The organism is Azospirillum sp. P4_B5 (assembly GCF_056402275.1).
The window spans coordinates 106,078-125,530 of sequence record NZ_JBFUHT010000010.1; the positions used below are offsets into that span (position 1 = coordinate 106,078).

Sequence of the window (19,453 nt, forward strand, 5' to 3'; positions counted from 1 at the left end):
CAATGGCTCGAGTTGCAGTCGTCACGGGCGGAACGCGCGGTATCGGCGAAGCCATCTCCGTCGCGTTGAAGAACGCCGGCTATGTCGTCGCCGCCAACTACGCCGGCAATGATGAAAAGGCGAAGGAATTCTCGGCCCGCACGGGCATCGCGGTCTACAAGTTCGACGTGTCGGACTTCGACGCCGTGAAGGATGGCATCGCGAAGATCACCGCCGAACTCGGGCCGGTGGACGTGGTGGTCAACAACGCGGGCATCACCCGCGATGGCGTGATCCACCGCATGACTCCGCAGCAGTGGAACGACGTCATCGCGACGAACCTCACCTCCTGCTTCAACCTCTGCCGCAACGTCATCGACGGCATGCGCGAGCGCGGCTTCGGCCGCATCGTCAACATCGGCTCGGTGAACGGCCAGGCCGGCCAGTACGGTCAGGTGAACTACGCCGCCGCCAAGTCGGGCATCCATGGCTTCACCAAGGCGCTGGCCCAGGAGGGTGCAGCCAAGGGCGTCACCGTCAACGCCATCGCGCCGGGCTACATCGACACCGACATGGTGCGCGCGGTGCCGCCCAACGTGCTGGAGAAGATCGTCGCCCGCATCCCGGTCGGCCGTCTCGGCAAGGCCGAGGAGATCGCCCGCGGCGTGCTGTTCCTGGTCGGCGACGACGCCGGCTTCATCACCGGCTCGACCCTGTCGATCAACGGCGGCCAGCACATGTACTGATCGGCCGGTGCCTTGACTCCCGGGTCTGCGGACCCGTTTGAAGCGACACGAAGCCTTCGCCCCTCTCCCGCACCCGCGGGGGAGGGGTTTTTCTTTGGGTCGCCGAGGAAATGAGGTGCGGCGTGGGAAGCCGAAAAAGCGAAACCCCCGCGCGGGGGGCGGGGGTTTCAGCGGTTGTACCAGGACATCCGCAATGGTTGAGCCGTCTCAACGGCAATGTTCAGAAATGTGTGGCCGAACAGGTCGGCTTCCTCAAGTAAGCGCAGGTGGACTCATGACAATCACACCCTCCTGACTACGGGAACATTTGCTGTGATGAGAAGCTGGTTTTTGACCAACTTGATGCGGCTTCCGCTGCGTCTTCACCTCAACCAGTGTTGCTCTGAGGACTAGGCTGCTCCTCCTTGCGGGGGTTGTCAATAGCCGAATTGTTGCTCCGTCACCGCTTGATGACGGGTTTTTCTCGTCACTTGAATTGGAAGCCGACCGGGCGTTTGTCGTCCAGCGAGACCACCGCGCAGCCGCCCAACGCCGGGCCGACCGACAGTTCGCCGTAGGCGGTGACCGCCCCTTCCTCCTTCAGCCGCCCGACGAAGCCGCTGCCGTCGCCGCGGGCGACCCAGGCGAAGGGTATCCAGGTCTGGCGCACCGGCTGGCCCCCGGCGCGGACCACCGCGGTGAAGGCCTCGGCAGTCGGGGTGCCCGGCGGGAAGACGGCGAGCACCGTGCCGCCGTCCTCCTCGTTGAGCGCCGCCTGGTTCAGCGCCACCGCCGTCACCACCGCCCAGACGCCCAGCGCCAGCGCGCCGAGCGCCAGCGCGAAGCCGTGGCCGAAACCGGGAGAGGAGGCGGGCGCCGGTTCGGTCATGGCCTCAGGCCTTCGCTTCCGCCGCCAGGGAGGGGGCGGGCTTCTCGGCGATTGGCCAGTTCACCACCGCGGCGGCAAAGGCCAGGGCCACGCTGGCCCACCACACCACGTCGTAGGAGCCGACGCGCTCGTACAGCACTCCACCCAGCCACACGCCGAGGAAACCGCCCACCTGATGGCTGAGGAAGGCGAAGCCGTAGAGCATGCCAAGATAGCGCGTGCCGAACATCAGAACGACGAGGCCGGAGGTCGGCGGCACCGTGGACAGCCACAGCAGGCCCATCGCCGCAGCGTAGAGGATCACCGAAACCGGGGTGACCGGCAGCAGGATGAAGAGCGCCGTGCACAGGCCGCGCAGCGTGTAGTTGGCGCAGAGCAGCAGGCGCTTGCTCATCTTGCCGCCCAGCACGCCGGACATGTAGGAGCCGACCACGTTGAACAGCCCGATCAGCGCCATCGCCCAGGAGGCGAGGCCGGGGCTGATCCCGGCGGCGGTCAGGTAGGGCGGCAGGTGCGTGGTGATGAAGGCGAGCTGGAAACCGCAGACGAAGAAGCCGGTGACCAGCAGGACGTAGCTGCGGTGCTTGAAGGCCTGCCGGATCGTCGCGGCGAAACCGATGTCGGCCCCGGTGACGGCCTGCGCGCTCTTCGACCCGCCCGCCCCGGCGAAGGAGGAGGCGAGCACCGGGATCATCAGCATCGAGGCGCCGAACAGGATCAGCGCCGTCTGCCAGCCGTAGGCGGCGATGAAGGCCTGACCGGTGGGGGCGAACAGGAACTGGCCCATCGAACCGGCGGCGGTGGCCACGCCCATCGACCAGCTCCGCTTCTCCGGCGGGACGATGCGGCTGAAACCGGCGATGACGATGCCGAAGGACGCTCCGGCCAGCCCCAGCCCGATCAGAAGGCCGGAGCTGAGATGCAGCATCAGCGGCGTGTCGGCGTAGGGCATCAGCGCCAGCCCCAGCGCGTAGAGAATCCCGCTGAGCCCCAGCACCAGCGCCGGGCCGTAGCGGTCGCACAGCGCGCCGGCGAACGGGGTGCCGATGCCCCAGACCAGATTCTGGATGGCGATCGACAGGGCGAAGACGTCGCGGCCCCAGCCGTGCGCCTCCGACAGCGGTGCGGTGAACAGGCCCATGCTGGACCGCGGGCCGAACGCCAGCATGGCGATCAGGCAGCCGCAGGCGATGACGAATCCCGGCGTCCGCCAGGAGCGGGGCGAAGGCGCCCCGCCCACCCGGTTGCTGGTGTCCAAGTTATCCTCCCTCAGCGCGGGCTGTGGCCGGTGCGGCAACGCTGGCCCGCGTCTCATCAGGGTCACACGATAAGCGTGCGCCGGACGTGCAGCAAATTCACAATGGGAAAGAAGGTTATTCGGCTGCGGAATGGCAGGGCAGGGGCAAAGGCGCCTCTTCCGCCGGTGGCAGCAGGTCCAGCAAACTGTCCTCCAGCACGTCGAAGACGGGACCGATGCGCCCGGTGAAGCGGCCGCGCAGCAGCCACACCGCGACGGTCAACGCGAAGTCCGGGGTTTCCAGCGGCCGCACCTGGGCGGCGTGCAGGGTCGGGGCGATCAGCCGCAACGGGGCCAAGCCGAATCCGACGCCGCGGGCGACCAGCGACAGCAGAAGCGACTGGTCGAACCCCTCCACCGTGACGTTCAGCGCCGGCCCGTGCTGCGCCATCGCCCGGCCCATGGCGGTCCGGTACTGGCAGCCGTCGGGCTGAAGCACCCAGCCCACGGCGTTCATCGCCGGCAGCGTCCAGTCGCGCTGCCCGGCCAACTCGGCCGACGCGACGACCCGCACGGGCTCGCGCGAGATGCAGACGGCGTCCAGGTCGTCCGGCGGCGTCTGGGCGTCGTGGGTCAGCACCAGCGCGCCGTCCAGCGTGCCGTTGCGGACTTGCTCGACCAGCGGCGTGCTCCAGTCCGAATGCAGGCGGACGGTCAGGCCGGGGAAGGCGGCGCGCAGCCGGTCCAGCGGATGGTGCGCGGCGATGGCGGTCAGCACATGGGCCACGCCCAGCCGCAGCAGCCCCTGGGGCTGGGCGGCCCCGGCGAAGGCGTCCGACAGCTCGTCGGTCGCTTTCAGGACCCGGTGCGCGTGGGCCAACGCCATCTCGCCGTCGCGGGTCAGGGCCAGCGGCTTGGTCTGGCGGTCGAACAGGGACACGCCAAGTTCCGCCTCCAGCCGCTGGATCAGGCGGGAGACGGCGGATTGGGTCAGTCCCAGCCGGTGGGCGGCCTCCTGCACCGACTGGGCCTCGGCCACGGCGACGAAGGTGCGGATCTCGTTGAGCTTCATGGCGGCGTCCGGAGCGGCGGTTCGTTCGGCCTCTTGGCCACTGGTATCCGACTGTCCGCCTGGGTTAGCGTCGGGTCAAGCGCAACGAGGGAGTTTCCATGTCCACCCCGCCCGAGTCCACCACACCCCCCGCAGACCGTTCCGGCCGCGAATACCCCGACCGTCCCTGGGTGGGGGTGGGCGCCGTGGTGTGGCGCGGCGACCGGGTCCTGCTGATCCGCCGGGGCCGCTCGCCGCGGATGGGGCAGTGGAGCCTGCCCGGCGGCGCCCAGTCGGTGGGCGAGACGGTGTTCGAGACGGCGGTGCGCGAGGTGCTGGAGGAGACCGGCCTGCACGTCGTGCCGACGGAGGTGGTCACCGTGGTGGACGCCATGACGCTCGACGACGCCGGGGCCGTCCAGTACCACTACACCATCGTCGAGGTGGCGGCGGAGAGCCCGGAGGGCGAGGCGGTCTGCGCCGACGATGCCCTGGAAGCGCGCTGGGTCACCATCGACGAGGCCGCGGAGCTGACCGAATGGGACGAGACGGAGCGGGTCATCCGCCTGTCGGCGTCGCGGCGAGCCGCCGGATGAAGTCGGGGACCTGCTCCGTGTCCAGGGGCTTGGCCAGCAGATAGCCCTGGATGCGGTCGCAGCGGTAGGCGCGCAGGTAGAGAAGCTCGTCGTTGGTCTCCACCCCCTCGGCGATCGCCTGCATCCCCAGCGCGTGGGCGAGGTCGATGATCGCGCGCACGATGGCGGCGGCGTCGCGGTCCTGCACCATCGCCTGGGTGAAGTGCTTGTCGATCTTAAGCGCCTCGACCGGCACGCGGCGCAGCAGGGACAGCGAGGAATAGCCCGTCCCGAAATCATCCAGCACCAACCGCACCCCGGCGCCGCGCAACTGCGTCAGCACCTCGCGCGAGGACTCGCTGTGCTCGAACAGGGCGGTTTCGGTCAGCTCCAGTTTCAGATTGGCGGCGGGCAGGCCGGTTTCGGCGAGGATGCCCAGCACAGTGCGGGCGAAGCCGGGGTCCTGCAACTGCCGCGCCGACAGGTTCACCGCCACCGGCACGTCGGCGATGCCTTCCTGCATCCAGCCCGCGGCGGTTTCGCAGGCGCGGCGCACCGTCCATTCGCCGAGGATGTGGATGGCGTCGCTGGTCTCCGCCATGGGAATGAAGACGTCGGGGGGGATCACCGTGCCGTCGTCGAGCCGCCAGCGCGACAGCGCTTCGAACCCGGTCAGCCGCCCGGTGTGGGTGTCGGCCTGCGGCTGGAAGGCGAGGCGCAGTTCGCCGTGCCGGATGGCGTCGCGCACGCGGTCGGAGAAGGTGCCGGCACCCGGCGCGATGGCACCCGGCGCGATGGTCGCGTTCTGGTTCACCGCCATATCCCCTCCGGTCCAGCCCTCGGTTGTCGCCCATCCAAGGGGACTTAACAGCCGAAGCGAGGCTTGTTAACCATATCTCAGGGGTATTTAAGCGGTTTTTCCAGTTTTACGAAAGAGTTAACGGATTTCTCGACGGTGATAAGATTGGGAGGCGTTAACCCTTCTCCCCCAGAGAGGAGAAGGGTTGCGCGGCTGTCCAATCAAACGTTGAAGCGGAAATGGAAGATGTCGCCGTCGTTGACGACGTACTCCTTGCCTTCCTGGCGCATCTTGCCGTTGTCCTTGGCGCCCTGCTCGCCGCCCAGCGTGATGTAGCTGTCGAAGTCGATGGTCTCGGCCCGGATGAAGCCGCGCTCGAAATCGGTGTGGATGACGCCGGCCGCTTCCGGGGCCTTGGCGCCGCGGCGCACGGTCCAGGCGCGAGCCTCCTTCGGGCCGACGGTGAAGAAGGTGATGAGGTCGAGAAGCTGGAAGCCGGCGCGGATCAGCTTGTTGAGGCCGGTCTCCTCCAGCCCGAGGGATTCCAGGAACTCCTGCTTCTCGGCGGCGTCGGAGAGCTGGGCGACCTCCGCCTCGATGGCGGCGGAGATGACGACCATGCCGGCGTTCTCGGCCTTGGCCTTCTCGGCGACCTTGGCGGTCAGGCTGTTGCCGGTGGCCGCCGAGGCCTCCTCGACGTTGCAGACATAGAGGACGGGCTTGGCGGTCAGCAGCATGAACTGCTTGAAGACCGGCCACTCGTCGTCGCTGACCTCGACGACGCGGGCCGGCTTGCCGTCCTGGAGGACCTTGAGCGCGCGTTCCATCAGGTCGGCCTTGACCTTGGAGTCCTTATCGCCGCCCTTGGCCTTCTTCTGGAGGCTGGTGAGCTGGCGCTCCAGGCTCTCCATGTCGGCGAGCATCAGCTCCGTCTCGACCACCTCGGCGTCGCGCAGGGGATCGACGTTGCCTTCCACATGGGTGACATCGTCGTCCTCGAAGCAGCGCAGGACGTGGACGATGGCGTCCACCTCGCGGATGTTGGCGAGGAACTGATTGCCCAGCCCTTCACCCTTCGAGGCGCCGCGGATCAGGCCGGCGATGTCGACAAATTCGAGCTGGGTCGGGATGATCTTCTGCGACTTGGCGATGGCCGCCAGCTTGTCCAGCCGCGGGTCGGGCACGCCGACGCGGCCGACGTTCGGCTCCTTGGTGCAGAAGGGGAAGTTCGCCGCCTCGGCCGCCTGGGTGGCGGTCAGCGCGTTGAACAGGGTCGACTTGCCGACGTTCGGCAGGCCGACGATGCCGCAATTGAAGCCCATGGGGGTGCTCGCCGTCGGAAATCTCGGGAATTGGGGCGCTTTATCCTACGTGGAGCCGCAAAGCGCAAACGGGAAGTGGGGGTGGGCAGGGTTGAGCGCCACTTCCGACGCGCCGGAGTCACCGCGGGCGGAACAGGAAGGGCACGGAGAAAATGCGGTCCTCCGCCGACAGACCGGGCGGCGGGGTGGGGAAGGGAGACGCCTTGCGCACCGCGGCCAGGGCGGCGTGGTCCAGCGCCTCGTCGCCGCTCGACGTCAGGATGGCGGCGTCGAGCACCTCGCCGGCCACGCCGAGGGTCAGCTTGACGGTGGCTTGTCCGCCCCCGACCACCTTCTCCGGCTTGTGCCGTCCGATCCAGGCCCAGACCTGCGCCCCGTAGTCCACCACCGCGCCCCGGCTGGCCGACACCGGCTCGACCGCCGCCGCCGCGTTGCGACCGGTTCCGGTTTCGGTGGGTGGCGTCGGTGATGGGTTCGGACCGGGAGCGGCCTGCGGTTTCGGCGCTGCCTTGACGGGCGGCTTCGGCGCTGGCTTTGGCAGCGGCTTGGGTGGTGGTGGAGGGATCGGTTCCGGTGCGGGTTCCGGGGTCGGTTCTGCCTCCGGGGGCGCCGGTTCGGGAGTTGGCTCCGGCTCCGGTTCCGGCGCGGGGTCCTGCTGCGGTTCGATCTCCGGAGTGATCTCCGGTTCGGCGACCGCTGCCGGCGGCGGGCCGCTGTCCGCCTCGGATGCCACCAGCATCACCTCGATCACCGGCGTGATGGTGTCGTTGAGGCTGACGGCGCCGGTCTCCTCGGTGCCGGTGCCGGGGGCCGCGCCGGCGGCGGACAGGAGGACGGCCAGGACGCCGGCGTGCAGCGTCCCGGACAGGGCGAGCGCCCCCAGCGGCCGGCGGGCCGGCTGGGGACGCTCATGCAGGCGGATCGCGCGCAAGGCGGGGATGCCTCGTCAATCGGCCTCCATCAGAAGGCCATGGTCAGGCCGAGGTTGAAGGACCGCCCCATGCCGGCCAGCGCGCCGATCGGCTGCGGGTTGCCGCTGGCGCGGAAATCGCCGTAATCGACGCCGCCCAGCGGCAGATAATAGTGGGCGTCGAACAGGTTCTCGATCCCGACGTCGGCGCGCAGGTTGCCCCAGACGTAGCTGGTGCGCAGGTTGACCAGGGCGTAGCTGGGGGTTTCCGGCTCATTCCGCCCGGAATCGACCAGGAATTTCCTCCCGACTATCTGGAACTCCAGGACGCTGCTCCAGTCGCCCAGCCGGTGCCCCAGGTCGACCGTCCCGTTCAGCGGCATGATGTGGTAGAGGTCGCGCCCGGTGTCGAGGTTGCGGCCACGGACGTAGCTGACCACGGCGCCCACCGTGAACTCGCCCAGTCGCTCGTCCTGGTGGACGATGCTGTGGCCCTCGGCGTTGATGCCGTACAGCTCCGCCGTGTGGTTGGCGAAGCGCAGCTGGACGAAGCCGTTCGACAGGCTGCCGATGCGGTCGGCGTCGATGAAGTTCTCGACGTGCGAATAATAAGGCGTGACCTTGACCGACCAGCGCTTGGCCTCGGCGTCCTGCCAGGCGGCGGTGGCGCCGACCGTGTAGGCGGTTTCCGGCTTCAGGTCCGGGTTGCCGACATAGCCGTTGGCGTCGCCGTACCAGCCGATCATCGTGGAGGACATGCCCCCGGTGCCCCAGGCGAACCGCTCGTACAGGTTGGGCGAACGGGTCTTTCGGGCGAAGCCCAGCTCGTAGCGTTCCGACGCGGACGGCGCGAAGCGGAGCAGCGCCGTGGCGTCGACGTTCACGTCGGTCTTGGAGCGGTCAGCCCGGTTGAAGGCCGTGGCGGCGGGCGCGTCCGGGTTCGCCATGCCCATACCCATGCCCATCATGCCGGTGCGGATCGGGTCGGCCCAGGAGTAGGGCTGGACCGGCCCGTTCTCCATCCACACTACGTCGTTGCGCACGCCGAGCAGAGAGGTCCAGGCCGGGGTCCAGCGCTTCTCCCACTCGGCAAAGGTGCCCAGCCGGTCGCGCCGCGCGTCGTTCAGATTCACGAAGGTCAGCGGCGACATCATCGCCGCCCCGGCGACCGGCGGCCACCAGTCGTCGATGCGGTAGCGGACCAGCTCGTTGCCGACGCGCAGCGTGTCCTGCGCCGACAGCGGCACCTCCGCCGAGACGGCGTAGCCCATCTCGTGCGAGTCCGTGTTCATCGGCATGCCGCCGCGGTCGGCGCCGCCCTTGTCGTGCAGGAAGTTCATGGCGTGGACGGTGCGCTGCCAGAAGGCCCGGCCGTCCAGCGTGCCCCAGTCGAACGCGCCCTTGTAATGGCCGTTCAGGGTGGTGCCGCGGTTCAGCGTCATGTCCATGCGCTGGTTGGCGAAGCCGGAGTAGGGCGAATACTGGTAGCCGCCGGACAGGGTGATCTCCTGCCCGTCCTTGCGCGCGCTGGCCGACAGGGCGTGGTTCTGCACGTTGTAGAGGGTGGAGCGGACCTTGTCCCCATTGCCGTCCTCGTAGTCGTCCGCCCGGCTCCAGGCGCCGGTGTAGCGCAGGCTGAACCGCTCGGTCGCCGCGGTGGCGGTGGCGGACAGGGTGGTGCCGTTGCCGTTCGAGCGGTAGACGGTGGACAGGCTGCCCTCGCCGTGGATGGGCTCGCCGGGCTGGGCGTAGACAGGGGGCTTGCTGGTCACCGAGACCGTGCCGGCGATGCTGTCGCCGCCCTTGCTGACCGGGGTGACGCCGGCGATGGCTTCGATGGCGCCGATGACGGCGGGGTCGGCGTAGGACAGCGGCGCGTTCATGTGGTTGGCGCAGGCGGCGGTCATCGGCATGCCGTCGACCTGGACGCGCACGCGGTCGTCGGCCAGCCCGTTCAGCGCCGGCAAGCTGGAGAAGCCGCCCGCGCTGTAGAGCGACACGCCCGGCAGGCTGCGCAGCAGCACTGCGGCGTCCGGGCTGGCGATCTTGCGGCTGGCGATCGCGGCGGCGTCGAGCGTGCCGGCGCCGAGTGGCCGGGACAGGCCCTTCTCCGGCGCCGTGGCGGCGGGGGCCGTCTCCGTCTCGACCGGGACGGCGGGCAGGGCCTGCGGGGTCTGGGCTGCGGCCGGCGCGCCGAGAGCGGCGAGGATGCCCGTCAGAAGAGCGGTGGAGGCGAGAAGACGATTGGACAAACGGGGGGCGTTCGCCGCGGCGGCGGCGGTGGACAGGCGAATCATAGGGCGCTCGTTCTCGAATCGGACGAGTGAAGATCGGCGCAGCCTTGCCGTCCCGCCCGGTCGCGACCCGTGCGCAGGATCAGCGCAGGGGATCGAAACCGCCAGGTTGCGGTGCGGAGGCCGACGTGAGGGGTGGAGTGGGCACGGCCGGGAGGGCCACGCCGCCAGGCTCAAAAGCCGGGCGCGGCGATCACACGGCGCATGCCGAGGGCGGTCAGACGAGGGCCGGGGGCGCTCGTGCCTTCAGCCGCGACAGGAACCAGCCGGCGGCGATGTGCTGGCCGGGCAGTCCGATGGAGCTGTGGGCGACGACGGAGACGGGCAGCACCACGGTCAGAAGCGGCGGCGGCGCGGTGAGGCCGGCGACCAGCCCGCAGACCGGGCAATCCTCGCCCATGGACAGCGTGGGTTTGCCGTCCGGGATCAGGGAGTCGGGGGGCGGGCCGTCGGGGAGGGCGATGGAGGCCATGCCCTGCGGCGTGCAGATCATGACCGTTTCGCCGGTCGCGGCGTTGGCCACCGGAATCAGGAAGGCCCAGCCCAGAAGCTGCAGAAGCAAAGCCACCCCGCCCGCCATCACGGCGGCGCGGCCCAGCCTGCGTCCGATGCTTCCGAGTAAAGCCGGCATGTCCCGGTCGACCCCTTAATCCGAGTAAGAGATTAGGTTAATCGGACTATGCCGAAGGAACAAGGGACTATTGGTCGCAGCCCCGCACCGGTGCGCCACTTTTAGGAGGGCAATACCTCGCCCAGCGCCCCGGCCAGATCGGCGGGCAGCACCGGCTTGTGCAGCAGGCGGCAGCCGAGAGACATGGCCTCGCGCAAGCGTTCCGGGGCGGTGTCGCCGGTGATGATGATGCCCGGCACCGGCCAGCGCTGGCGCACCAGCTCGACCACCGAGCGTCCGGAGTCGCCGCCCGGCAGGCGGTAGTCGGTCAGCACCACATGGGGGCGCCGCAGGCTGGGCAGCGTCGCGGCCAGCTCCCCCGCCGAGGACACGGCGACCACGCGCAGCCCCCAGCGTTTCAGCATCATGGTCATGCTGCGGCGGACCTGCTCGTCGTCCTCCACCAGCAGCACCGTGCGCCCTTTCAGCCGCGGTTCCCGGTTGGCGGCCGGCACCGCCGCGGCGCTGGCTTCCGGCTGGAGGGCGTAGGGCACCGTCACCGAGAAGACCGAGCCCGCCCCGACCCGTGAGCGCAGCGTCACCTCCGTTCCCAGCAGGTGGGCGATGCGCGACACGATGGACAGCCCCAGCCCGAAGCCCTGGGTGGCGTTGCGCTCCGGGTTGTTGAGCTGGCGGAACTCTTCGAAGATAGACTCGCGGGCGTCCTCGGGGATGCCCGGCCCGTTGTCCCACACCTGGAACTCCACGCCGTCCGCCCGGCGGCGGCAGCCGACCAGCACCCGCCCTCGACCATCCGTGTCCTTGGGCCGGCCGTGCGCGATGGCGTTGGACAGCAGGTTGCGCAACAGCCGTTCCAGAAGATGGGGGTCGGTGGACACGGCCAGGCGGCTGGGCCGGCACCGCAGGTCGATGGACGACGCCTCGGCCACGCCGCGGAACTCCTCGGCCAAACGGGTCATCAGCGCCGCGGGCGAGAAATCGCTGACCGCCACCTCGATGACGCCGGCCTCCAGCCGGGACAGGTCGAGCAGCCCGCTCAGCATGCCGTTCAGGCTGTCGATGGACGCCTTCAGCCGGTTGAGCGATTCCTGGGCGACCGGGTCGGCGCCGACCGACCCGAGCAGGACATGGGCATAGAGTGCCGCCGCCTGGATCGGCTGGCGCAGATCGTGGCTGGCGGCGGCGAGGAACTTGGTCTTGGCCCGGTTCGCCGCCTCCGCCATCTCCTTCGCCTGCTTGAGCTGCTCCTGCGTCCGCTTCCGCTCGGTCACGTCGCGGAAGATCACCGCGATGCGGCGCTGCTCGGGGGCGCCGACCTTGAAGACGTAGAAATTAATCCATTTTTCGAGCGGTCCGGCATACAGCTCCGTCCGCGTCGATTCACCGTCGCGCGCCGCGCGGCCGAACACCTCGTACCAGTGGTCCTCGAAGGCCGGGCTGATCTCGCGCAGCCGCCGCCCGACGAAATCCTCCCCGGTCATGCGCCGCGCCGCGGGATTCATCTCCAGATAGAGGACATCCACCGGCCGGTCGCCGTCGAACAGGACGTCGGCAAGGAGGAACCCCTCGTCCATCGCCTCGAACAGGGTGCGGAACCGCCGCTCGCTTTCGGTGAGCTGGGCCGTGCGCTCCTCGACCCGCTGCTCCAAATCGGCGTTGGCCTGCTCCAGTTCCTCGGTGAGGACCTGAAGCTCCTCGTAGGAGGTTTGGAGTTCCTCCGACAGATGGGTCTCATCCCGGCGGAGCGTGTTCAAGCGCTGATCGGAATCCGCCAGGGCGTCGAGCAACTCCGTCCGGCGGGTTTCCGACACGGTGAGGCGTTCGCGCAGCGCGGCGATCTCCTGCCGCTGCGCGGTCATCTCCTCTTCGAGCTGAATCCGGTCGGCCGCCAGAAGGCGGGCTTCCTCGAGGGCGTCCTCCGCCGTCACCAGGGCCTGTTCCAGGCTCCGGTCCAGCTCCGCGACACGCTGGAGCAACACGTTGCGCTCGGACTCGCGCGTATCGCCCCCTGCGCGGATGGATGCCCCTTTCCCCACGCTCCCCCCTCTTGCCAGGAACGAATGATTGCACAGACCACTCAACAGCGCGCGTGTGGAAAAGTGATAGAACCAAAGCCGGAATTTGTCGGCCGCTGTGCTGTTGTCACTGTGCATGCACACCACGTTTGTTTCCGGATCATGGACAAGAGGGACATCCTGGCCATCGGGTCTTCCGCCGGTGGGATCACCGCCCTGCGGAGGCTGTTCGCGGCGATGCCGCGCGACGTGATGGCCACGGTCTTTGTCGTTCAGCACATCGGCGCCACGCACAGCGTGCTGCCGGTCCTGCTGTCGCGCGCCGGCTGGCTCCCCGCCTTCCATCCCGAGGACGGGGAGCCGGTGCGGGAGGGCTGGATTCACGTCGCCCCTCCCGATCATCATCTGCTGGTCAAGGACGGATCCGCTCTGGTGCGCCGTGGGGCGCGGGAGAACCGCTGCCGGCCGTCCATCGATCCGCTCTTCCGGTCGGTGGCGGTCGCCTATGGGGTGCGGGTGGTGGGGCTGATCCTGACCGGCACGCTGGACGACGGGACCGCCGGGCTGCGCGCCGTGAAGCGCTGCGGCGGGCTGGCGATGGTGCAGGACCCGGCCGACGCCGAATGGCCCGACATGCCGCGCAACGCCATGCGGCATACCTCCGTGGACGCCTGCGCCCCGCTGTCCGACCTTCCGGCGCTGCTGGCCCGCCGACTGACCGAACCGTCCGGCCCCCCGGTGCCGGTTCCCGACGACATCGCGATGGAGGCGCGCGTCCCGGAGAACGAGTTCGACGCAGTGCCGGAACTCACCGCCTCCGTCGGCAAGCCGAGCACGCTGAGCTGCCCCGATTGCGGCGGCAATCTGGTGGAGATCGAGGACGGCCCGATGCTGCGCTTCCGCTGCAAGGTCGGTCACGCCTACGGCCCCGCAACGCTGGCGGAGTCCCATCGGGAGTCGATCGAGCAGGCCATCTGGGTGGCCCTGCGCACCCATGAGGACCGTGCCATCATGTTCCGGCGGCTGGCCGAGCGGGCCCGCAAGCAGGGTCATGCCGCTGTCGAGGCCAACTGGACCCGGTCGGCACAGGAGGCCGAGCGGACCGTGGCGATGTTGAAGGAGGTGCTGTCGAAACAGGGGCAGGAATTGGCGGGCAGCCTGGCCGACGAAGGAGAGGATTGATGGGACGAACTCCAGCCGATGCGGAACGGGCAAAGGCTGGGGCTCCATGACGGATGGCGCCCTGATCGTGATCGGCGCGTCGGCGGGCGGGTTGGAGGCGTTGGAAGCGCTGGTCAGCGGGTTGCCGTCCGATCTGCCGGCGGCCATGGGCGCGTTGCTCGCCCGGCTGGTCACGGAACGCATTCCGGCTGCAACGCGGCCCGCGGCATCCATGGAGGCGCCTATGGAGGGTATCTACAGTTTGGAAAAGCCGTCCGCCCTGACCTGCCCGGATTGCGGGGGGGCGCTCCGGGAAACCAAGGTGGACACGCTGCCCTATTTCACCTGCCACATCGGCCATCGTTACGGCGCCGACAGCATGGAGGAGGCGCAGCTTCACATGGTTGAGCAGGCGTTCGAGGTGGCGTTGCGGGCCTTGAGCGAACGCGCCGCCCTGTGCCTGCGTCTGGCCGAGACGGCGCAGGGCATGGGGCAGGCGCTGTCCGCCAAGCGGTGGGGCGAGGCCGGGCGCGAAGCGCGCGAGCGCGCGGAGGTGCTGATCCGCTTCTTAGGCGAGGAGTGGATTCGCCCATCCATCCACCCCGGAAGCGGCGGCGCGCCTGACCGGTTCTGACCGCTTCTACCCGGCCCCTTACTCCGCCTCCGCCCTCTCGCCGCCATCCGCGCCGAGACGCTGGCGTTCGGTGGTGTCGTGCACGATGGCGACGAGGATCGGCGGCTGTTCCCCGCCGAAATGCTGAAGACAGACCTCGACCGGATGGGGGCCGCGGTGGCTGCCCTGCATCACCGTTTCGAAGACCACCTCCTGCTTGTCGCCCAAGAGAAGAGGGGCGACGAGAGCCCGGAACCGCTCCGCCGGCACCTCGGGCATCAGGTCGTGGACGGCCAGTCGCTTCAGATGCTCCAGCTTGTAGCCCAGCTTGGTCTCGGCGCCGCGGTTCACCAGCAGGAAATGGAAGCTGGACGGGTCCAGGAAATAGACTTCGTTCAGGGATTCGCCGATGACCCGCCCGAGATAGCCGGCGAAGGCTTCGGTCCGGGTCTGTTCGGTCACGTCCTCGATGATCAGGACGACGCCGCGAGCCTCCCGCGCCTCGTACAGCAGTGGGGAGAGCCGGACCCGGCAGGTCACCGCGCGACCGCGCCGGTCCACGGCGTTCAGCGTGACCGGCGTCTGCGGCGCCTCGCTGTGCAGGATCCTCGCCAGGTCGAGGCGGAGCCGCTGCACCGGCAGGCCGATGTCGAGGTCGAGGAAGTCCTCGCCCTGTGCCTCCTCGGCGCGCAGGCCCCACATGTTCTCGCCCCAGCGGTTCCAGGAGCGCACGCGCAAATCCTGGTCCAGAACGATGATGCCCACGTCCATGCTGCGCAGGATCGATTCCGAGTAGCGGCGGAACTCCCCGGATTCCTCGCCCTGGCGGCGCAGCTCCTCGTTGGCGACCTCCAACTCCTCGTTCGCGGAGCGCAATTCCTCGTTCATGGTCTCCAGCTCCTCGTTGGTGGACTGGAGTTCCTCGTTGGTGGTCTCCAGCTCCTCGTTGGTGGACTGGAGTTCCTCGTTGGTGGTTTCCAACTCCTCGTTGGAGCTTTGCAGCTCCTCTATCGTCGTCTCCAGGCTCTCCTGAGCCGCTTCCAGCTCCTGCTGCACCTGGAAATGCCGGCTGGTGTCGGTGAAGCCGAGCAGCGTGGCGAAGGGCTTGCCGTCGCGCCCGTAAAGCAGGGAGATTTCGATGCTCAGGCGCATCGGCTCACCCGGCGGGCGGGCGAATTCCTGATGCTCGATGCGCACCGCGCGCCCGGTCTTCTGCACCTCTTCGATGCGCGAACGCAGCTCCGCCGGGCGGTAGGAGATCGACAGGTCCTGGAACGGGCGGCCGATATCGATCTCGCCCACGTCGAGAAGCCGCCGGGCCATGGCGTTGGCGAAGACCAGGATGCCGTCGCCGTCGACCGACAGATAGGCGGTGGCGCTGCTGTCCACGATGCCTTCCATCAGGCGGCTCTGGAAGCTCTGCCGGTGGTTGTTGTGCTCCGGCGCGATGGTCAGGCTGCCGCCCAGGCTGCGCCGCCATTCCTGCGGCACCTTGCGGAAGATGCGGCTCTTCAGGTTCACCGGCTCGAACATCTTGGAGCGGGCGAGCTGGGTTTCCGCCTTGCCGAGGAACAGGATGCCGTCGTTCATCAGCGCATAGTGCAGGCGCGGCAGGACGATGCTCTGGGTTTCGCTTTCCAGATAGATCAGCAGGTTGCGGCAGACCAGCAGGTCGATGCGCGAGATCGGGGCGTCGGTCACCAGATTGTGGCGCCCGAAGATCACGCATTTGCGCAGCTCGCGCTGGAAGACATAGTGGTTGTTGGTGCGCTCGAAATACCGTTCCAGCAGCGGCGACGGCACGCCTTCCACGTCGCGCGGGGAGTAGATGGCGTGCCGGGCGGTGTTCAGCGCCGCGTCGTCCAGATCGGTGGCGTAGATCTTCACCCGGTTGATGAAAGCGTCCTTGCCCAGCGCCTCCGCGAACAGCATGGCGAGGGAGTAGGGCTCCTCCCCCGACGCGCAACCGGCGCTCCAGATGCGGATGGGGTCGCGGTCGGAGCGTTGCGCCAGGATCTGCGGGACGACCTCCTTCCGCAGCACGTCCCACGACTCGGTGTCGCGGAAGAAGGAGGTCACGTTGATCAGCACGGTGTTCAGAAGATGGATGAATTCCTGCGGGTCGGCTTCCAGCAGGCCGTGGTAGGCGGCGAAATCCTCGCAGCCGGCCTCCTCCATCCGGCGGCGGATGCGCCGTTGCAGGCTGGTGCGCTTGTAGCCGCGGAAATCGAGGCCGCGGGCTTCCTGGATGTAGCGGATCAGCGCCTCGAATGCAGGATCGGTGGGGTCTTTGGCGCTGGAATCCTGGTTGGACATCTCAATGCGCCTCGTCCCAGTTGCCGCCGATGCCGGCCTCCGCCACCAGCGGCACGCCGAGCGTCGCGGCCCCCTCCATGACCTGCCGCACCAGGGCGGCGGCGCGTTCGGCCTGATCCTCCGGCGCCTCGAACAGCAGTTCGTCGTGCACCTGGAGCAGCATGCGGACCTCGTCGAAGCCGGCCTCCTTCAGGGCGCCGGGAACGCGGGCCATGGCGCGCTTCATGATGTCGGCGGCGGTGCCCTGGATCGGCGCGTTGATCGCCTGCCGTTCCGCGAAGGCGCGGCGGGCGGCGTTCTTGTCGTGGATGCCGGGGATGTAGCAGCGCCGCCCGAACAGAGTCACCACATGGCCGTTCTGGCGGGCGAAGGCCTTGGTCGCCTCCATCCACACCTTCAGCTCGTGGAAGCGCTCGAAATAGGCCTTGATGAAGGCGTTGGCCTCGCCCGGCGCGATGCCGAGCTGGCGGCCCAGCCCGAAGCCGGAGATGCCGTAGATGATGCCGAAGTTGATCGCCTTGGCCTTGCGCCGGATCTCCGAGGTCATCTGGTCCAGCGGTACGCCGAAGACCTGGCTGGCGGTGGCCGCGTGAATGTCGATGCCGTCCTGGAAGGCCTGTTTCAGCGCGGCGATGTCGGCCATCTCGGCGACCAGCCGCAGCTCGATCTGCGAATAGTCGACGGAGATCAGCTTGTGGCCCGGTGCGGCGACGAAGGCGCGGCGGATCTTGCGGCCCTCCTCGGTCCGGACCGGGATGTTCTGCAGGTTCGGGTCGGTCGAGGACAGGCGGCCGGTGTTGGTCGCCGCCATGGCGAAGGCGGTGTGCACCCGCTCCGATCCTTCGACGATCTGGGCCTGGAGCGCGTCGGTGTAGGTGTTCTTCAGCTTGGCGAGCTGGCGCCAGTCGAGCACGCGCTGGGCGATGACGTGGCCCTGCTCCGCCAGCTCCTCCAGCACGCTGGAATCGGTGGAGTAGGCGCCGGTCTTGCCCTTCTTGCCGGTGCCGAGCTTCATCTCGTCGAACAGGATCTCGCCGAGCTGCTTGGGCGAGCCGATGTTGAAGCTGCGCCCGGCGTGCCCGTGCACCTCCTTCTCGATCTCCGCCATGCGCACGGCGAGGTCCTGCGAGAGGCGGGCCAGCGCCGCCCGGTCCACCCGGATGCCGCAGGATTCCATGTCGGCGATCACCGGGACCAGCGGGCGTTCCAACGTCTCGTAGACGGTGACCATCCGCTCGTCGACCAGCCGCGGCTTCAGCACCCGCCACAGGCGCAGCGTGATGTCGGCGTCCTCCGCGGCGTAGGCCAGCGCCTTGTCCAGCGGCACGCGGTCGAAGGTGATCTGGTTCTTCCCGGTGCCGCAGACCTCCTTGTAGGGGATGGTCGTGTGGGCGAGGTGCAGTTCCGCCAGCTCGTCCATGCCATGGCCGTGGGCGCCGCCCTCCAGCACGTAGGAGATCAGCATGCTGTCGTCGACCGGCGACACGCGCACGCCGTGGCGGGCGAAGAGCTGGTGGTCGAACTTGAAATTGTGCCCGATCTTGAGGATCGCCGGGTCCTCCAGCACCTCCTTCAGGGCCTTCAGCGCGTCCTCCGCCGGGATCTGCTTCGGCGCTTCCGGTGTCTCGAAGGACAGCTCCCCGCTGGCCGCGGCGTTGGGGGCCTGATGCGCCAGGGGGATGTAGCAGGCCAGCCCCGGTTCCGTCGCCAGCGAGATGCCGACCAGCGTCGCCGTGGCGGGGGTCAGCGAGTTGGTTTCGGTGTCCACGGCGAGGACGCCGGTGGTCCGGGCGCGCTCCAGCCAGACGGCCAGTGCGTCGAGGTCCTGCACCAGCTCGTAGCGCTGCTCGACGTTGATGGGCGGAGCGGGGCGGCTGCGCGGCGCGCCGGCCGCCGCCGCCGGGGCGGGGGAGGTGGTTGCCGTCCTGGCCGGGCCGGCGGACGGCGTGGCGGAGGTGGGGACCGCGCCGTCGGCGATGGTGCCGTCCTTGCGCATCTCCGCCTCGACGCGGCTGACGATGGTGCGGAAGCCCTGGGCGCGCAGGAAGTCGATCAGCTTCTGGTGGTCGGGCTCGCGGACGCGCAGCTCGTCCAGCGGCTTCGGCGGCGGGGCGTGGTCGTCCAGCAGGACGAGGCGGCGGGAGATCCGCGCCTGCTCCGCGAAGTCGATCAGCTTCTGGCGGCGGGCCGGCTGCTTGATCTCGCCGGCGCGGGCGAGCAGCGATTCCAGGTCGCCGTATTCGGTGATGAGCTGGGCGGCGGTCTTCACGCCAATGCCCGGCACGCCCGGCACGTTGTCCACGCTGTCGCCGGCCAGAGCCTGCACGTCGACCACCCGGTCGGGGGCGACGCCGAACTTCTCGAACACCTCGTCGGGGCCGATGGGCTTGTTCTTCAGCGGGTCGAGCATGCGCACGCCGGGGCGGACGAGCTGCATCATGTCCTTGTCGGACGACACGATGGTGACCTCGCGCCCGGCCTCGTTGGCCAGCCGCGCGTAGGTGGCGATCAGGTCGTCGGCCTCGTAGCCCTCCAGCTCCAGGCAGGGCAGGCAGAAGGCCTCCGTCGCCTCGCGGATCAGGGCGAACTGGGGCTTCAGCTCCTCCGGCGGCTCGGGGCGGTGGGCCTTGTATTCGGGATAGAACTCGTTGCGGAAGTTCAGCCGCTTCGAATCGAAGACCACCGCCACGGCGGAGGCCTTCAGGTCGGCCAGCAGCTTCAGCAGCATGTTGGAGAAGCCCAGCACCGCGTTCACCGGCGTGCCGTCCGGACGGTTCAGCATCGGCAGGGCGTGGAAGGCCCGGAAGATGAAGCCCGACCCGTCCACCAGATACAGGCCGCTGCCGTCCCCGGCGGGTGCGGGGGCTTCGGTGGCGGTCTGGAGCGTGTCGGTGGTCTTTTCGTCGGACATGATGCGGCCTCTTCCCTTCGGGGCG

The 19,453-nt window shown here is 68.8% G+C and carries 15 protein-coding genes; 4 read left to right on the plus strand and 11 right to left on the minus strand.

Features of this window, described 5'->3' with window-relative positions; translation table 11 throughout:
* Window positions 1-2 precede the first annotated feature (2 nt).
* The gene (gene phbB, locus AC1DVI_RS10560; RefSeq protein ID WP_119510469.1) at window positions 3-725 is read left to right on the plus strand and encodes an acetoacetyl-CoA reductase; all 723 of its coding nucleotides are present in this window, start codon (window positions 3-5) and stop codon (window positions 723-725) included.
* Between the two features lie 466 nt (window positions 726-1,191).
* On the opposite strand, the gene AC1DVI_RS10565 is transcribed toward phbB, so the two are convergent.
* The 3 genes from AC1DVI_RS10565 to AC1DVI_RS10575 form a co-directional block, all read right to left on the minus strand.
* Window positions 1,192-1,593, minus strand: coding sequence for a hypothetical protein (locus AC1DVI_RS10565; RefSeq protein WP_476957924.1), 402 nt, complete (start codon window positions 1,591-1,593; stop codon window positions 1,192-1,194).
* 4 nt (window positions 1,594-1,597) lie between these two features.
* Window positions 1,598-2,851, minus strand: coding sequence for an MFS transporter (locus AC1DVI_RS10570; protein ID WP_476957925.1), 1,254 nt, complete (start codon window positions 2,849-2,851; stop codon window positions 1,598-1,600).
* A 115-nt stretch (window positions 2,852-2,966) separates the two neighbouring features.
* A complete protein-coding gene (locus AC1DVI_RS10575) occupies window positions 2,967-3,902 on the minus strand; it encodes a LysR family transcriptional regulator (RefSeq protein ID WP_454020586.1) in 936 nt (311 codons plus the stop codon).
* Window positions 3,903-4,000: 98 nt separating this feature from the next.
* Between AC1DVI_RS10575 and AC1DVI_RS10580 the strand changes: the two genes are divergently transcribed.
* Window positions 4,001-4,477 carry an NUDIX hydrolase gene (locus tag AC1DVI_RS10580; RefSeq protein WP_476957926.1) on the plus strand — a complete coding sequence of 159 codons (477 nt, stop codon included), beginning with the start codon at window positions 4,001-4,003 and terminating at the stop codon, window positions 4,475-4,477.
* Here the strand turns inward: AC1DVI_RS10580 and AC1DVI_RS10585 are convergent.
* The 6 genes from AC1DVI_RS10585 to AC1DVI_RS10610 all read right to left on the minus strand — a co-directional run bounded on the left by AC1DVI_RS10585 (window position 4,440) and on the right by AC1DVI_RS10610 (window position 12,391).
* Entirely contained in the window at window positions 4,440-5,276 is an 837-nt protein-coding gene (locus tag AC1DVI_RS10585; protein WP_476957927.1) for a putative bifunctional diguanylate cyclase/phosphodiesterase, read from the minus strand. The genes AC1DVI_RS10580 and AC1DVI_RS10585 overlap by 38 nt on opposite strands.
* A gap of 200 nt (window positions 5,277-5,476) precedes the next feature.
* On the minus strand, window positions 5,477-6,577 hold the full coding sequence (gene ychF / locus AC1DVI_RS10590) for a redox-regulated ATPase YchF (RefSeq protein WP_476957928.1): 1,101 nt from the start codon (window positions 6,575-6,577) through the stop codon (window positions 5,477-5,479).
* Between the two features lie 118 nt (window positions 6,578-6,695).
* Entirely contained in the window at window positions 6,696-7,508 is an 813-nt protein-coding gene (locus tag AC1DVI_RS10595; protein ID WP_476957929.1) for an energy transducer TonB family protein, read from the minus strand.
* A 29-nt stretch (window positions 7,509-7,537) separates the two neighbouring features.
* Entirely contained in the window at window positions 7,538-9,784 is a 2,247-nt protein-coding gene (locus AC1DVI_RS10600; RefSeq protein WP_476957930.1) for a TonB-dependent receptor, read from the minus strand.
* A gap of 214 nt (window positions 9,785-9,998) precedes the next feature.
* Entirely contained in the window at window positions 9,999-10,412 is a 414-nt protein-coding gene (locus tag AC1DVI_RS10605; protein WP_476957931.1) for a DUF2946 family protein, read from the minus strand.
* A gap of 101 nt (window positions 10,413-10,513) precedes the next feature.
* The gene (locus tag AC1DVI_RS10610; RefSeq protein WP_476957932.1) at window positions 10,514-12,391 is read right to left on the minus strand and encodes an ATP-binding response regulator; all 1,878 of its coding nucleotides are present in this window, start codon (window positions 12,389-12,391) and stop codon (window positions 10,514-10,516) included.
* 198 nt (window positions 12,392-12,589) lie between these two features.
* Between AC1DVI_RS10610 and AC1DVI_RS10615 the strand changes: the two genes are divergently transcribed.
* Both AC1DVI_RS10615 and AC1DVI_RS10620 read left to right on the plus strand, forming a co-directional pair.
* On the plus strand, window positions 12,590-13,609 hold the full coding sequence (locus AC1DVI_RS10615; RefSeq protein ID WP_476957933.1) for a chemotaxis protein CheB: 1,020 nt from the start codon (window positions 12,590-12,592) through the stop codon (window positions 13,607-13,609).
* Between the two features lie 46 nt (window positions 13,610-13,655).
* Entirely contained in the window at window positions 13,656-14,222 is a 567-nt protein-coding gene (locus AC1DVI_RS10620) for a chemotaxis protein CheB (protein WP_476957934.1), read from the plus strand.
* Between the two features lie 18 nt (window positions 14,223-14,240).
* On the opposite strand, the gene AC1DVI_RS10625 is transcribed toward AC1DVI_RS10620, so the two are convergent.
* Window positions 14,241-16,517, minus strand: a complete 2,277-nt coding sequence (locus AC1DVI_RS10625; protein ID WP_476957935.1) for a CheR family methyltransferase — start codon at window positions 16,515-16,517, stop codon at window positions 14,241-14,243.
* A 1-nt stretch (window position 16,518) separates the two neighbouring features.
* Window positions 16,519-19,428: a DNA polymerase I gene (gene polA / locus AC1DVI_RS10630; protein WP_476957936.1), complete on the minus strand. Its 2,910-nt coding sequence runs from the start codon at window positions 19,426-19,428 to the stop codon at window positions 16,519-16,521.
* Window positions 19,429-19,453 lie beyond the last annotated feature (25 nt).

Excerpts from the sequence above, each read along its gene's own strand:
- phbB (WP_119510469.1), top strand. The coding sequence starts at position 3 with ATGGCTCGAGTTGCAGTCGTCACGGGCGGAACGCGCGGTATCGGCGAA.
- AC1DVI_RS10600 (WP_476957930.1), bottom strand. The coding sequence starts at position 9,784 with ATGATTCGCCTGTCCACCGCCGCCGCCGCGGCGAACGCCCCCCGTTTG.
- AC1DVI_RS10620 (WP_476957934.1), top strand. The coding sequence starts at position 13,656 with ATGACGGATGGCGCCCTGATCGTGATCGGCGCGTCGGCGGGCGGGTTG.
- AC1DVI_RS10585 (WP_476957927.1), bottom strand. The coding sequence starts at position 5,276 with ATGGCGGTGAACCAGAACGCGACCATCGCGCCGGGTGCCATCGCGCCG.
- AC1DVI_RS10615 (WP_476957933.1), top strand. The coding sequence starts at position 12,590 with ATGGACAAGAGGGACATCCTGGCCATCGGGTCTTCCGCCGGTGGGATC.
- AC1DVI_RS10625 (WP_476957935.1), bottom strand. The coding sequence starts at position 16,517 with ATGTCCAACCAGGATTCCAGCGCCAAAGACCCCACCGATCCTGCATTC.
- polA (WP_476957936.1), bottom strand. The coding sequence starts at position 19,428 with ATGTCCGACGAAAAGACCACCGACACGCTCCAGACCGCCACCGAAGCC.
- AC1DVI_RS10565 (WP_476957924.1), bottom strand. The coding sequence starts at position 1,593 with ATGACCGAACCGGCGCCCGCCTCCTCTCCCGGTTTCGGCCACGGCTTC.
- ychF (WP_476957928.1), bottom strand. The coding sequence starts at position 6,577 with ATGGGCTTCAATTGCGGCATCGTCGGCCTGCCGAACGTCGGCAAGTCG.
- AC1DVI_RS10575 (WP_454020586.1), bottom strand. The coding sequence starts at position 3,902 with ATGAAGCTCAACGAGATCCGCACCTTCGTCGCCGTGGCCGAGGCCCAG.
- AC1DVI_RS10605 (WP_476957931.1), bottom strand. The coding sequence starts at position 10,412 with ATGCCGGCTTTACTCGGAAGCATCGGACGCAGGCTGGGCCGCGCCGCC.
- AC1DVI_RS10580 (WP_476957926.1), top strand. The coding sequence starts at position 4,001 with ATGTCCACCCCGCCCGAGTCCACCACACCCCCCGCAGACCGTTCCGGC.